This window comes from Hanstruepera ponticola (genome assembly GCF_012931685.1).
GTDB lineage: Bacteria > Bacteroidota > Bacteroidia > Flavobacteriales > Flavobacteriaceae > Hanstruepera > Hanstruepera ponticola.
Window position 1 is genome coordinate 47,847 of the sequence record NZ_JABANC010000005.1, and the last position, 15,282, is coordinate 63,128.

The following is a 15,282-nucleotide window of genomic DNA, read 5'->3' on the forward strand; positions in this document are numbered from 1 at the left end:
TCAACAATGCCCATTCATCGATAATATTATGCTCTTTCACAACTATTATTAACGATATTTAAATCTTGCTTTAATTAGTTGCGTACTTTTATTACCTTTGAATATTAAATTGCCTATGATAAGGGTTTACCTCATCATTAACAGGATATTAATAAAAGCTATTATGAAAAAAATCTACTATTTATTATCTACATTGTTATTAACTTGTGTTTGTTACAGCCAATCAGTAATTGTAACAATTGATAGAGAAAACGGTCCTGGACCTACTGCTACTGGAAATGTAGGCACCATTTCTTCAATGGGTTTAACAAGAGGTTCTGGTATAGAACAAGCAGGTACACCTGATTTTGCTTCGAGACTATGGGATGGAAACAACAGGGTTCAAGCCCAAAATAATAATGAATACATTCAATGGTCAGTTACTGCAAGTGCTAACAACAGTATAAATATCAATCAAATTGAATTTAAATTAAGACGTACAATTGATGGTCCAGCAAATTTTAGATTGTACTACAGTACGAACAATTTTGCTACTAATGGAACTGCGGTCAATGGTAACACTAGCCTTCCGGCGGAAACAGATACCACTTACAGTTACAGTGGTTTAAATATAGTCTCTGGAACTGGACAAACCATCACTTTTAGACTCTATGCGTGGAATGCATCTGATACTAGTGGTTTTTTAAGATTTAGGTCAACTATTTTTTGGGCAGATTACGGTATCGATCGCCCTGGTATTCGCCTTTTTGGGAATGTTATTGTTACTACTCCCAACAGCATAGAATCCAATATTGTTACTTCAGCAGTTTTCAACCCAACTGACAATATTAATTACCAATTGTATAATACTACATCTGGCCTTACAACGTCCAACTCGATTAAGATCGGAGAATTTGTGATTCAAGATGGTGGTGATGACCTAAATGACCCTGATGCTTTACCAACAATTTTAGAGGATTTGGAATTTAATATTGATGGTTTTGAAAATCTAGCCACTTTAGCTGTTTTTGATGGCCTAACAAATGTTGGTGAAACAACTATCAATAGTGATACGGCATCGTTTACAGGTCTTAATGGAGGTAGCGGTATTAGTACTCCAGATAATAGCTCAAAAACCTTCAGTGTGCACGCTACTTTTAATAGTACAGTATCAGATAACGACCAAATACAACTTGCTATAACTGCTGCCTTGGCAGATGCAACTAACGGATCCTCATTTTTTCAATTTGATGCAGGAGGTGCTGTCACACCAATTGATGGAGACGATAACAGAATTGAAGTGACGGCTTCAGAAATAATATATGTTCAACAGCCTTCAGATGTTAATCAATTTGAAGTAATGGCTCCATACCCAGCAATCAATGCCATTGATTCAAATGGTAATTTGGATGTTGATTTTAATGATATAATCAGTGTCACAGCTACGGGACCTTTAGATCCTCCTTTAATTTCTTACAGTATAATTAATGGTATTGGTGTTTTTGATACCATAGCATTTTCTGAACAAGCTACAGGAGTTACATTATTAGCAACCCCTACAGTATTGCCAACTATAATTAGCGATACATTTAATATTCTAGGTCCTATAGTTACAATAGCTATTCAAGATTTTGACATGTCATCTCCTGAATGGACATATACTAGTGATGTAGCATTTTTTGATAATGGTTGGGGGATAGATGGCTATTTTGGACCTATTGATATAGACAGTGCTGCACCTCTAGATTACCAATTATTTTCCAATAATATTTTAGGTGAAAATGACTTGGATGATGAGGGTGACAATGGTACAGCTGATTTTGCGACAATTACATTTGATGATATAGACATAAGCATGTTTGACAATGTACAAGTTCGTTTTGATTGGCAAGTTATTGGTTATGCAAATTCAACTGATGATGCCAAATATGAAATTTTCTATGATGGTGTTGGGCAAGGAGAAGTATATTTATTAGATGGTTTTGTAGATTTTGAGAACGATTCTGGTTCTGTGTTAGTTAATGTTCCTGACAGCGTAGATACAGTAAGCTTAGTGCTCAAGATAAGAGATGATGGAACAAATGCCTATTCTGGCTTCGACAACTTTAAAGTAGTTAGTGTTTTTGATGGTCTTATTTATGCCAATAATTCCTGGACACCATATGCTCCATCTGACGTTACAGGCCTTGAAAATGCCTATGTAAGAGATGGTAACTACATTGTAGGAACAGATATTGAACTAGACAATTTGTTTATTGAAGCTGGTGCTAATGTGAGTGTTTCTGAAGGACAATCCATTCTAGTCAATAACAATATTTACAATGGAGGCCTTTTACAATTAAACTCAATTTCAACAAGCTTTTCCAGTTTAATTGTTGATGGTGAATCTTATGGAGCTGTAAGATATAGTAGATATACAAATCAAAATGCTGCTTCTGGAGGAAATGATTTGGTTTCTGCACCTGTTACAGGGCAAACGTTTAGTGATTTTGCTGTAGAAAATATCAACTTATATGAAAATCCGACCAACCCAACAGAAAAATTATTCGGACCTTTTGATAAAGTTACAGGTTTATACTTAACTTATGATACAGCTATCCCTGCTGAAGCAGCCGTAGTTCTTGAACCAGGAATTGGTTACAGAGCTGCAACTAGCGATGGTAGTAATTTAGATTTTACTGGAACAATAACAACAGGATCTCTAGATGTTCCAATTGTTATAGCAGGACCTAATAACCCTGAATGGAACTTAATTGGAAACCCATACCCATCTTACTTATCATTATCTGATTTTTTAGCTATTAACAATTCATTATTTGATACTGAAAGTTCTGGAATATATGGATACGATGGTAATGCTTCTGATGGCTGGACTATTTGGAATCAAGCATACTCTGATGCCAATCCAGGGGCAGTACTTACTCCTGGTCAAGGATTTTTTGTTGCATCAGCTGTGGCAAGTGGAACGGTGTCCTTTACACCAGATATGAGAGTAAATGGAAATTCAGATGATTTCATACCTGGGAGAGTTTCTAATCCAGAACCAATTGAACATTTAAAAATCCAACTTTCAGGTAATAACCAATCCTACAATACCGATTTTTACTTTACAGACAACGCTACATTAGGTTTGGATTCGGGTTATGATGCTAGTATCTTTGGTGGTGTTGCACCAAGTTTTTCAATTTACTCACATTTATTAGAGGAGAATGTTGAACGTGACTATGCTATTCAGTCATTAGGATATTCAGATTTTTCAGATGTAACAATTCCGTTGGGAATTAACGCTAATCAAAATCAAGAAATTACTATATCAATTGTAGAATCTACATTACCAGAAAGCGTTGATGTTTATTTAGATGATACAGTTGCCAATACGGCCACTTTATTGAATAATGAGGACTACACTATCACACCCTCAGTGGATTTAAATGGAACAGGTCGTTTCTTTTTAAGGTTTTCTGATGCTTCTTTATCAACCGATGAGTTTATTGATAGTAACAATATTCAAATTTTTGCAACTATCAATCCTAAAAGCCTGTTTGTAAAAGGAACTTTAGATAGTCCTACAAATATTAAAATTTATGATATGCAAGGACGAATTGTATTGAATACTAATTTGAATACTGCTAGCAACTATAATCAAGTTGACCTGTCTAATTTACTTTCAGGAGTTTACAGTGTCTCATTATCAAACAAAACCCTATCAAAAACAGAAAAAATAATCATTAAATAATTAAACAATCAGCACATTAAATAGTTTTACCTCTTTAATGTGCTGATATTTTAACTAAAAACTATTAAGCTCATATAATTTATTTATTTTTGAAATGATTTATATATTTGTACCATGAACGAAAAAATGTCCAAAAACCAAATAACACGTAAAGAAGCGTTAAAAAAGATGGGGAAATACGCAGCTATTACTGCGGTGGGTACATTTTTAATTTTAAGTCCCAAAAAAGCACATGCTACATCACCTCCTGATCCAGGTGGAGGGTTTGGTAGAGAAAGTAATCCTGAAGATTTATTTGAAGAATAATTTTGGACAGTTATATAGCTCCTGAACTAGTTAAAACAATAAATGGAGTCAATATTTTATGGTTTGAAAATTCAAACAAATATATTTTGATGGATGATACTAACCTATCTCTATTAAATTACTTTTTAGATAGTTCAAATAAGCAAGAATTCACAAAGCGCCTTTCCAATCCGCTGATTATTTCTGAAGAAACCTCACATCGTGTTTATGAGGATTTAAAACAGCTTTTATTACAATGCAACAGCCTTCCCAACGAAGCATTAAAGTCTGAAATTCCACTTGACACATTTCAATTTACTAAAACAGTTACTTATCACATAAAAAACAAACTATTAGAAGTTTGTTTTAGCAATGACTTAATTAAACAATTAATCCATCCACAGTTCAAACACCTTGAACACGAAACCACTAAAACAGCTGACTTTACATTTCATGTAGCATCCAAAGATAATTTGCTGTATTTATTTACTAATAGAAATCATAGTGAATCATTTAAAAAGTCTGACACCCACTTACTTCAAGGTAAATTTGCCATGGAATTACTTTGTTTACTTACCAACAGCCTTGAGGATGACTGGCTAGGCACATTCCATGCATCCACAATTTCTAATGAAAAAGAAGCAGTAATGCTGCTTGGTAAATCTGGCAAAGGAAAAAGTACGCTGTCGGCTATATTGATGCACAATGGCTTTAATCTTATTGCTGATGACTTCACACCAGTCTTAGCCAAAACCCAATCTATTTATACGTATCCCTCTGCCATATCCCTTAAAGAAGGTTCGTTTAAGGTTATAGAAAATTATATAGATGACTTTAACGATATTGAAACAATTGATAGCCATACAGCTAAAGGAAAAATTAAATACATCACGCCGTTAAATAAAGTAGGCTTAAATAATATACCTTGCTACAAAATGGTACTAGTTAATTACCAAAAAGATGTACCTACTACTATTGAAAAAGCACCTATTGAATCAGTCTTAGAAACATTGATTCCAGATTCTTGGCTTTCACCTAAAACCGAAAATGCTAAACTTTTTTTAAATTGGCTAGAAAAAATCACTTTTTACAAACTCACTTATTCCAATAATAACGAAGTTATTGATATATTTAAAAATGAGTTACTTACTAATTAGTATCCGTTTATAGAACACGTTTATTATTATGGCATCATTACACGAAACGTATAAATACATTGCTGATATTATTAGTTTTAAAAGTGATTTAGCTCAACTACAAGATAATATAACTTCCAAAAGGATAGACTGGAGCGATATTGTTAAAGTTGCGAGTGATCATTTGGTTTTAACAACAGTTTATTGTCGCTTAAAAGACAAGTCTCTATTACAATATCTTCCAGAAGACCTTAAAGATTATTTAACTGAATTAACAGCCATAAATAGAAACAGAAATGATGTCCTCGTAGAAGACATTACAGAAATCTCTAAATTATTTTCTACAAATCATATTAACCATGTTTTTTTAAAAGGTGCTGCAATAATCATATCTGGTTATTACGAAGACTCTGGTGAACGCATGATAGGAGATATTGATATTTTAGTTGAAAGGTCTCAAGTTAACCTAGCTAAAAAGCTACTTATCACAATGGACTATCTTCCTGGCGACATACTATTGAGCGAAAAATATCAAGACAAACGACATATTCCAAGACTTGTAAACGAAACAAAACTAGCTCCTATTGAAATTCATACTGAACTACTAATGAAAAAACACCTTAACAAATTAAGTTCAAAGGATGTTTTAATTAAAAAACAGTATGTTAATGGAGTTTTTGTGCCTCATGCTAGCCATCTTTTGAATCATTGCATATTAAGTTTTCAAATTAATGATAATGGTAATTACTTCAACTCTATACATTTAAAAAACATCTATGATAGTTTAGTAATAACAAAAAAGCATCAAAGTCTAGCAATTCAATTGCATGACAATGCCTATCAAAAATTTTTCCTTTTTAGTTCAATATATTTTCAAGATATTCAAAAGCCCAATCAAACTCTTAAAAACAAAATACTTTCAAGATGCTTTGTTCTCAACACAAAGAATAATACCATAGGCTTACTTAAGACTCAGTTCTTAAAAAACATCTTAAATATGAAAGTATTAATAAATAGATTTTTATTGTTTTTAAAGAACAAAAATTACAGAGCAGATTTAATACAATCGTTAAAGCAATGAAGTTTTTGTTTATTTCTTATTGTAGCATGTTATCTAATGAGAGCTTTGCTAGAAATTCATTTTTATTATCCGAAATTTAATTTGATAATGTTTTAATTAATCTTATTTTTACTCTTAAATACATAATTTATGAATAAATATGTTTTTATAGGATTCTTTTTTATATCCTCATTAATGTCTTCTCAATCTATCAATTTGGACACAGATGTTCCATGGACAATTGGGGTTGGTGTGAACATTGTTGATAACGATGGTTTTAGATTTGATGATCCATTTGATGCAGATAATTGGAATTTTAAAAATCCTTTATCAATAAATGTTGAAAGAAAATGGCGTGATTTTTTTTCAACTAATCTTGCAATTACACTGAATAAGCTTACAAAAGATAATAAGCAAAACAACGGTTATTTAACAGAATCTAGCAATTTGTTTGCTATTGATTTAACAGGACGTTTCATATTTGATCAATATATATGGGAACAAAACCCTAGGATAGACCCTTTTGAAGGTTATGTTCTTGCTGGATTTGGCTATACATCAGTATTAAGCAAAGACAGTATGATGTTTGATGTTGGTTTAGGTTTTAACTTTTGGTTGTATGAAGATATAGGTATTAGATTACAAACTATGGGTAAATTTGGATTCAATGACTATCAATATCTAAAGAATTACATTCAACACACTGCAGAATTTATTATTAGGTTCTAACTAAATAAAGGTTTAAATAAAAAAGCTCTTGACATATTTCAAGAGCTTTTTTTTTGTGAATTAGTTAATACTTTTTATGACGCTGCATTTTCTTTTTTAATTAAGTTCAATGCAGAACCTTCATTATACCAATCTATTTGAGCTTGATTGTAAGTATGATTTGCTTTAATAACATCTTTAGTCCCATCAGCATGTACAAATTCAATGGTTAATGGTTTATCAGGTGAAAAAGTATCTAAATCCAAGAAATTAATGGTATCATCCTCTTGAATTAAGTCATAATCACTTTCATTAGCAAAAGTTAAGCCTAACATTCCTTGCTTCTTCAAATTGGTTTCATGAATCCTTGCAAATGACTTAACTATAACTGCAGCGACACCCAAATGTCTTGGCTCCATAGCTGCATGCTCACGAGAAGAACCCTCTCCATAATTATGATCTCCTACAACTACCGAATATATACCTTTTGCTTTGTATTGACGAGCCACATCTGGCACGCCTTCATAATCTCCTGTGAATTGATTTTTTATAAAATTCGTTTTCTTATTAAAGGCATTAACAGCTCCAATTAGCATGTTATTTGATATATTGTCTAAATGCCCTCTGAAACGCAACCATGGTCCTGCCATTGAAATATGATCCGTTGTACATTTGCCAAACGCCTTGATTAATAATTTAGCTCCTTTTATTTCATTCCCAATAGGCTCAAAAGGTGTTAAGAGTTGTAAACGTTCAGAAGTTGGGCTTACGCTTACTTCAACATGGCTACCATCAGCAACTGGTTCAACATAACCAGCATCTTCAACATCAAAACCAAGAGGTGGTAACTCAATACCTTTAGGCTCATCAAGCTTAACTTCCTGTCCTTCCTCATTGATTAATGTGTCATTCATGGGATCAAAGTCCAAACGCCCTGAAATTGCTATTGCAGCAACCATTTCTGGTGAACCTACAAACGCATGCGTATTTGGGTTTCCATCAGCACGTTTTGAGAAATTTCTGTTAAAAGAATGAACAATAGTATTCTTTTCCTCTCCTTTTAAATCACTTCTATCCCACTGTCCAATACAAGGTCCACAGGCATTTGTAAATATAGTAGCATCTAAATCTTCAAATATCTTTAATATACCATCACGTTCAGCAGTAAACCTAATTTGCTCTGAACCTGGATTGATTCCAAAATCAGACTTCGCCTTTATTTTTTTATCAACTGCTTGTTTAGCAATAGACGCTGCACGCGTTAAATCTTCATAAGATGAATTGGTACAAGAACCTATTAAACCCCAATCAACTTTTATAGGCCAATCATGTTTTCTGGCTTTAGCTCCCAACTCTCCAACAGGCGTGGCTAAATCAGGCGTAAATGGTCCGTTTAAATGTGGGCGTAATGTATCTAAATCGATTTCAATCACTTGGTCAAAGTACTCTTCCGGATTTGCATAAACGGCATCATCACCAGTTAAATATTCTCTTATTTTATTGGCTTCATCAGCAATTTCACTCCTATCTGTCGCTCGTAAATAACGCTCCATAGAATCATCATAACCAAAAGTAGAAGTAGTAGCACCAATCTCGGCACCCATGTTACAAATTGTTCCTTTTCCCGTACAGGAAAGATTTTTAGCTCCTGGTCCAAAATATTCAACAATAGCTCCAGTACCACCCTTTACAGTAAGGATACCGGCTACTTTTAAAATCACATCCTTAGCAGAGGTCCAACCATTCAGCTTACCAGTTAATTTAACACCAATAAGTTTTGGGAATTTTAATTCCCAAGCCATACCAGCCATAACATCAACTGCATCAGCTCCTCCAACTCCTATGGCAACCATTCCTAAACCACCAGCATTTACTGTATGAGAATCAGTACCAATCATCATACCTCCAGGAAATGCATAATTCTCTAAAACTACTTGATGAATAATTCCGGCTCCTGGTTTCCAAAAACCAATACCATATTTATTAGAAACAGATGCTAAAAAATCAAATACTTCATTACTGGTTTCATTAGCGCGTTTTAAATCGGCAGCAGCACCTTGTTTTGCTTGAATTAAATGGTCACAATGGACCGTAGTTGGAACGGCTACTTTAGATTTTCCAGCTTGCATAAATTGCAATAATGCCATTTGTGCAGTAGCATCTTGACAAGCAATGCGATCTGGAGCAAAGTCTACGTAATCTTTACCTCTTACAAAGGCTTTTGTAGGATTTCCATCCCATAAATGTGAGTATAAAATCTTTTCAGAGAGTGTTAAAGGTTTACCTACAATGTCACGCGCTTTATCAACACGCTCTGCCATATTAGCGTAAACTTTTTTAATCATATCTACATCGAATGCCATAAATATTTATTTTAGGTTTGATTAATTTTTTTGAGTTTGGCAAAATTACAAATTTTAATAGACATTTAAAAATAATGTAATGAACTCCTTGTTTTAATGAGAATTATTCAATTTTAGGAAATAAAAAAACGCAAAATTTATTAAAAACACATTTTTAGTGCTAAAAAAATAATAAATTAACAATAATTAGAAAATGAAAGAGACTAAAACAAGTCTTTAATAATTTGCTCTTCAGAAATACCTTCAGCTTCAGCTTTGTAGTTTTTTATAATTCTATGTTTAAAAATAGAATTGGCAACTGCTTGAACATTTTCAATATCTGGTGAAAACTTTCCATTAATCGCTGCATGAGTTTTTGCAGCAAGTATTAAATTTTGTGAGGCTCTTGGTCCTGCTCCCCAATCAATATAATTTTTAACCAACTCTGTTGCTTGCGGACTGTTAGGACGTGTTTTACCTGTCATTCTAACAGCATATTCAATAACATTATCAGCTACAGGAATGCGTCTTATTAAATGTTGAATATCTATAATTTCTTGAGCAGTAAATAGAGCATTTACTTTATTCTCAATATCTGTAGTAGTAGATTTGACGACTTGTACTTCTTCTTCAAAAGTTGGATAATCCAAATTAACAGCAAACATAAAACGGTCCAACTGGGCTTCTGGTAATGGATAAGTTCCTTCTTGTTCTATTGGGTTTTGAGTTGCTAAAACAAAATATGGTAAACTTAACTTATAATGATGACCAGCTACAGTTACTGCTCTTTCTTGCATAGCTTCCAATAAGGCAGCTTGAGTTTTAGGTGGCGTTCTATTAATTTCATCAGCCAAAATAATATTTGAAAAAATAGGTCCTTTTATAAATTTAAAGTTCCTGTTCTCATCCAATATTTCACTTCCTAGTATATCACTTGGCATTAAATCTGGCGTAAATTGAATACGCTTAAAATCCAACCCTAAAGCTTGCGATATAGTGTTAACCATTAGGGTTTTGGCTAATCCAGGAACACCAATCAACAACGCATGTCCTCCAGAAAATATAGCAATTAAAATTTGATTTACCACCTCATCTTGACCAATAATTACTTTAGCAATTTCAGTTTTTAATGATTGGTACTTTTTTACAAATCCCTCAATAGCAGCTACATCCGACATATTTAATTTTTTAACCAGTTTCCAGTAAATTCACAATCTCTATACTCGCCATTAATCTTAATGTAAGTATCCATTATTTTTTCTTCTTGCCATTTATCAATTGCCCGAAAACGTTTTTCATTTAACGCTAAATCCTTAATTTTCAAATAATCTCTTGAATAATCTGCAACATGTTCATCAACACGATCACTTACTTTTAAAATTTGAAATTTTACATTACCAGTTTGACCACGATCCGTTTGTACCAAACTAACCTCACCTTCCTTTAAGTCTTGAATTTGACCATATAATTCTGGATCCATTTTCGTAAGCTCAAAATTATAGTCTTGAGTCACTGGATTAATCAAAAAACCACCTTCACTCCTAGTTTCCTTTTCGTCACTGGATTCTCTAGCTGCATCCTCGAAACTGATGTCACCATCTACAATTCGTTGTCTTATTTTTACTAATTTTTCACGAGCTTCTTTTACAGCATCATCAGAAACCTTGGGGATTAACAGAATATGACGAACATCATATTCTTGTCCTCTTACTTTTTCTAAATAAATGATATGATACCCAAAATCTGTTTCGAATGGGTCAGAGATTTCTCCTTCTTGTAATGAAAAGGCTACTTCTCGAAATTCCTTTACCATTCTTGGCTGTTTTCTATTAAGCGTGTACAACCCACCTTGAGGTATAGACGCCTTATCATCAGAATACAAGACAACTTTAGACCTAAAACTAGCACCATTATCAAGAACATCTGCCTTGAACTGTTTTAATTGATTTATAACACGTTGTTTTTCTTCTTCTGAAACTTGAGGTTCTATAACGATTCGTGAAACCTTGAGTTCAGTACCAAATGTTGGACGCTCGTCTTTTGGTATTTTATTAAAAAACTGTCTAACCTCTTCAGGTGTGACTTCAATTTCATCAATAATTTTGCTCTGCATTTCACTGGCTAGCTTATTACTTTTATTGATTTCATACATCTCATCCCTAAAGCTTTTCTCATCAGGTTTGTTATAAAACTCTAATAACTCCTCCATAGATTTACCTGATTGAGCTAAAAATTGCTGAATTTGATAATCTACATTTGAACGAATTTCAGCGTCTGAAACCTCAATACTATCCTGAATGGCATGATGAGCATAAAGCTTATCTTCCAACAACTTACCAAATAATTGACATCTGGTTACGCCTTCTAATGATGCTCCTTGTGCCTTAAGCTGTATAATGGTTCTATCAATATCAGAATCCAAAACTACATAGTCACCAACTACTGCAGCCACACCATCTAATTTTTGAGCACCTTCAGTAAGCACACTATCAACCTTTTTTTCAGGCTCCTTGACGTCATCTTCAATTATCTCTTGAGCTACCAAAACACTTGGAAGTATTATAGCTGCAAGAAACAAAAAGGTTTTAGTTATAAATTTCAAATTGTTTATTTTTAATGGCATCCTTTGTTATGTCTTTTTCTAATTCTTTTATGAGTTCTAATTTTCGCTTGTTTATGACTATTTGGTCAATGGTAGGTTTTACATATTCAAGCGGTGCCAAACTATTTCTTTCTAGCACATCCTTAATTTGCATCAAATATAATCCTAATGAATCTTTGAGTTGTATAAAATTAGATTTTTTTAACAATTCATTTTTATTTTCGGTAGTTACGGCTGGTATTTTTTTTATTGCTTGAGTTACCTTAATCCAAATGGAGTCATTCAATGAATAGGATTTAAATTGAATGGCAATAGAATCCAACTCCTTTTTGTCAGCTTCATCAAATCGTGTGAATTTGGTTTTTAAGTCTGGTAACTCAAACCTGTTCTCGTCAATATTAATGTACCTAAACTTTATAAGGTCTTCATTTAATTTAAATATGTCCTTATTTTCATTGTAATATGCTTCTGCTTCCTGCCAAGTTACCACCGTATCTAAATTCCTCGTCACTAATGCTTCAAGATAAGCCGTTGAATACAATTCATTCTTGTATTGTTGGGCTAAATCATCAAATCGTTTTAGTTTGTTGTCATTCAAATTTCGTTTAGCGCCATCTACAAGTAATTGCTCCGCCGCCCATTGATTAATAAAATTTGTTGCTCTGATAATACTGTCCTCTTCCGATATATTCTCTGCAAAAAGATGCTGCATATCCTCATGATAAAGATAAACATCATTAACACGAGCAATGGGCTTTCGTTCATCTTCTTGTTTATAGAAATAATTACAAGAAGAAAAACAAATTACAGTCAATACAAACAGTAACAGATATCTTTTCAACTATTGATTTTTTATTTGATTTTTCACGTTCTCAAGAACCAATTCATTAATAACCACTGGATATTTCGCTTTGAGTTCCTTAATCCAATTGGCTTCTTTATAAACTTGATAATCACTCATTATTTGCCCCTTTGCTTCCTCATATGCTTTTGGTTCTTTGGGCAATACAGCATTTACTTTGGCCACAATATAAGCATCATTATGATTGTAAATTTTTGAAACACCAGTATGAAACTCAAAATCTTTTGGTAATGCCTGATGCTCTATATCCATAATTCCTGAAGTAAAAATAACATTCACGGTATCATCAGTATTCAAAGCTTTTTTAATGGCATCATCTGTTTCGCCATTTTTCAACATTTTTTTTACCTTCTTAATCGTGCTTTTGTTTGCCGATGATGCAACGGTAGCATCAACACGCTCATTCCAATGATAACTATCTTTGTTTTCGTTGTAGTATTTCTGTAATCCTATTGAATCGGATTTTGAAGCATTCCATATTTCCGTTTCCATTAAGTCAAACAACAACAGGCCATCTCTATACTCTGCCAAAATATGTGCAAAATCCTCATTCTCATTTTCAAGATTGTCTTCTTGATATTGTAATAAATTCATATTCAAGAAATCCTTGTATTGTTCTTCAACTAAAATATTTAATGGTTTTTTAGGGGCGGATTTTCTTTGGCTTTTTATTAAATATTGCCCAAAATCGTCATAAGTAAGTATTAAATTATCAATCTTAACCAACTCTTTATCTTTATTAAAGTCCTCTGGTAGCAACCATTTTCCAACAAAATAATCATTAGTCATGATAGTGGTAAAATAAGTTAATGCTGGCTGCTTGTAAGTGACTTTATAACGCTCCATTAAATTATTCAAAAGTGAGGTATTAATCAACTGTGATCTTGAATCCTTCTTGACTTTCGCTTCCAGTTCAGGCTTCATTTCTTCAAAAGACCCCACACTTTTCATGTCGTGTAACTTAATAATATGCCAACCAAATTCCGTTTTAAAAGGCTGTGATACATCACCAATATTCTCGAGACTGAAGGCTTGTTCTTCAAATTCAGTTGAACTCAATTGCCCGCCACTAAAAGGCGCTAACTTACCACCATTCTTTGCTGAACTCTTATCATCAGAAAATTGTTTTGCCAATGATTCAAATGACTCACCTTGCTCCAACTTGTTGTATATATCATTAATTCGCGTTTGTGCAGCATTATCATCACCATCATTAATACTAACCATAATGTGCGCTACGGTACGTTCACCTCTAGCTTTTCTGACATCATTAACAATGACAATATGATACCCAAATCGGGTTTTAAACGGCATGGATATATCCCCTACTGCTGTGTTGTAAGCAGCTGTTTCAAAAGGGTAAACCATTTTAAATCCGGTAAAGTACCCTAGGTTTTCAGCATAAATGGTTTGACCGTTGTGAATATCCTTTTTCACCTCATCAAACCCTTCCATCGCAACACGATCCCTAAATTTCAACAATTGATTGTACGCTGCCAAAGTATCTTCGGGACTAGCATTCTCATTCAAACGTATTAAAATATGATCGGCATTAACCTCGTTAGAAACTCTGTCATATGCTTCAGCAACTAGCTCTTCGGTTACTTCAGAATCTGTTAAGTAATTTTTGGCCAATTGCTTTTTGTAATTATTCAACTCTCTAACATAAGATGGCTTGCTGTCCAATCCTTGCTCTTTAGCTTCTTTTAATTTAAGTTTATAATTGACAAACAATTTTAAATACTCATCAACATTCTTTTGAGATTCATCCTTAACTAGATCCAAATTCTTATTGAATATTCTAATAAATTCAGAAGCATAAACGGGTTCTTCAGCTACTGTAAACAGAATGTCCTTCTCAACAGTTTGAGCTTGTAAACTTCCCAAACAAAATACCAAAATTAAAGCGTAAATATATCTAGCCATAAGTCGTTATTGATTTTTATCAATTCATGCAAAAATAGTAATAATAGCCTTTAAAACAAGTTGTAATGACAAACGCTTTTTAAAGTTTTTTAGTATCGCTATAAAATGGCTTTATAGAATTTAAAAATACCGTATCTTTATTACTCAAATTGTGATACCATATGAAATATACCACAGAGATAATAGTGAATGTACCTCTCAAGGAATTCATCAAAAAATTAGACAACCCTGAAAACATGAAACACTGGCAACGAGGCTTAATTGATTATGACCATATTTCAGGGACACCAGGAGAAATAGGTTCAAAAATGAGATTAATCTACAAAATGGGAAAACGTGAAATGGAATTAATTGAAACCATCACATTTCAGGACTTGCCACATGCGTTTCATGTGACTTATGATACAAAGGGCATGCACAATTTGCAGGAAAATTTTTTCGAAGAGATTGATGAGAATAGAACCAAATGGACGTCTAAAAGCGAGTTTTTACCAACCAACTTCATGTTGAGAATGATGACACTCATTATGCCAAGCGCCTTTAAGAAACAGTCCAAAAAGTATCTTGAAGATTTTAAGAATTTTGCAGAAAAAGGTGTTTCTGTCGCTCAAAAAAACAAATAAAAAAGCCTTCAATCCCCATCTTT

Annotated in this window: 11 protein-coding genes; 6 read left to right on the plus strand and 5 right to left on the minus strand. The window is 33.2% G+C overall.

From position 1 onward, the window contains the following. Window positions 1-163: 163 nt before the first annotated feature. From HGK31_RS11825 to HGK31_RS11845, 5 genes are all read left to right on the plus strand, one after another. Window positions 164-3,715 (plus strand): T9SS type A sorting domain-containing protein, encoded by a 3,552-nt coding sequence (locus HGK31_RS11825; RefSeq protein WP_191860196.1) that lies wholly within the window; start codon window positions 164-166, stop codon window positions 3,713-3,715. Between the two features lie 126 nt (window positions 3,716-3,841). Then, window positions 3,842-4,021 (plus strand): hypothetical protein, encoded by a 180-nt coding sequence (locus HGK31_RS11830; protein ID WP_317045767.1) that lies wholly within the window; start codon window positions 3,842-3,844, stop codon window positions 4,019-4,021. A gap of 2 nt (window positions 4,022-4,023) precedes the next feature. Further along, window positions 4,024-5,157 (plus strand): phosphoenolpyruvate carboxykinase (ATP), encoded by a 1,134-nt coding sequence (locus HGK31_RS11835; protein WP_191860200.1) that lies wholly within the window; start codon window positions 4,024-4,026, stop codon window positions 5,155-5,157. 28 nt (window positions 5,158-5,185) lie between these two features. Next, on the plus strand, window positions 5,186-6,217 hold the full coding sequence (locus tag HGK31_RS11840) for a nucleotidyltransferase family protein (protein ID WP_191860202.1): 1,032 nt from the start codon (window positions 5,186-5,188) through the stop codon (window positions 6,215-6,217). 129 nt (window positions 6,218-6,346) lie between these two features. Next, entirely contained in the window at window positions 6,347-6,925 is a 579-nt protein-coding gene (locus tag HGK31_RS11845) for a hypothetical protein (protein WP_191860204.1), read from the plus strand. Between the two features lie 74 nt (window positions 6,926-6,999). On the opposite strand, the gene HGK31_RS11850 is transcribed toward HGK31_RS11845, so the two are convergent. The 5 genes from HGK31_RS11850 to HGK31_RS11870 form a co-directional block, all read right to left on the minus strand. After that, window positions 7,000-9,267: an aconitate hydratase gene (locus tag HGK31_RS11850; RefSeq protein ID WP_104736302.1), complete on the minus strand. Its 2,268-nt coding sequence runs from the start codon at window positions 9,265-9,267 to the stop codon at window positions 7,000-7,002. Between the two features lie 203 nt (window positions 9,268-9,470). Beyond that, window positions 9,471-10,424 (minus strand): AAA family ATPase, encoded by a 954-nt coding sequence (locus tag HGK31_RS11855; RefSeq protein ID WP_104736301.1) that lies wholly within the window; start codon window positions 10,422-10,424, stop codon window positions 9,471-9,473. Window positions 10,425-10,426: 2 nt separating this feature from the next. Continuing rightward, entirely contained in the window at window positions 10,427-11,869 is a 1,443-nt protein-coding gene (locus HGK31_RS11860) for a peptidylprolyl isomerase (protein WP_191860206.1), read from the minus strand. Beyond that, on the minus strand, window positions 11,832-12,689 hold the full coding sequence (locus HGK31_RS11865; protein WP_223115342.1) for a peptidyl-prolyl cis-trans isomerase: 858 nt from the start codon (window positions 12,687-12,689) through the stop codon (window positions 11,832-11,834). Before HGK31_RS11865 ends, HGK31_RS11860 begins: the two co-directional genes overlap by 38 nt. Next, window positions 12,690-14,636 (minus strand): peptidylprolyl isomerase, encoded by a 1,947-nt coding sequence (locus HGK31_RS11870; RefSeq protein WP_191860207.1) that lies wholly within the window; start codon window positions 14,634-14,636, stop codon window positions 12,690-12,692. A gap of 161 nt (window positions 14,637-14,797) precedes the next feature. Between HGK31_RS11870 and HGK31_RS11875 the strand changes: the two genes are divergently transcribed. Next, on the plus strand, window positions 14,798-15,259 hold the full coding sequence (locus tag HGK31_RS11875; protein ID WP_191860209.1) for an SRPBCC family protein: 462 nt from the start codon (window positions 14,798-14,800) through the stop codon (window positions 15,257-15,259). Window positions 15,260-15,282 lie beyond the last annotated feature (23 nt).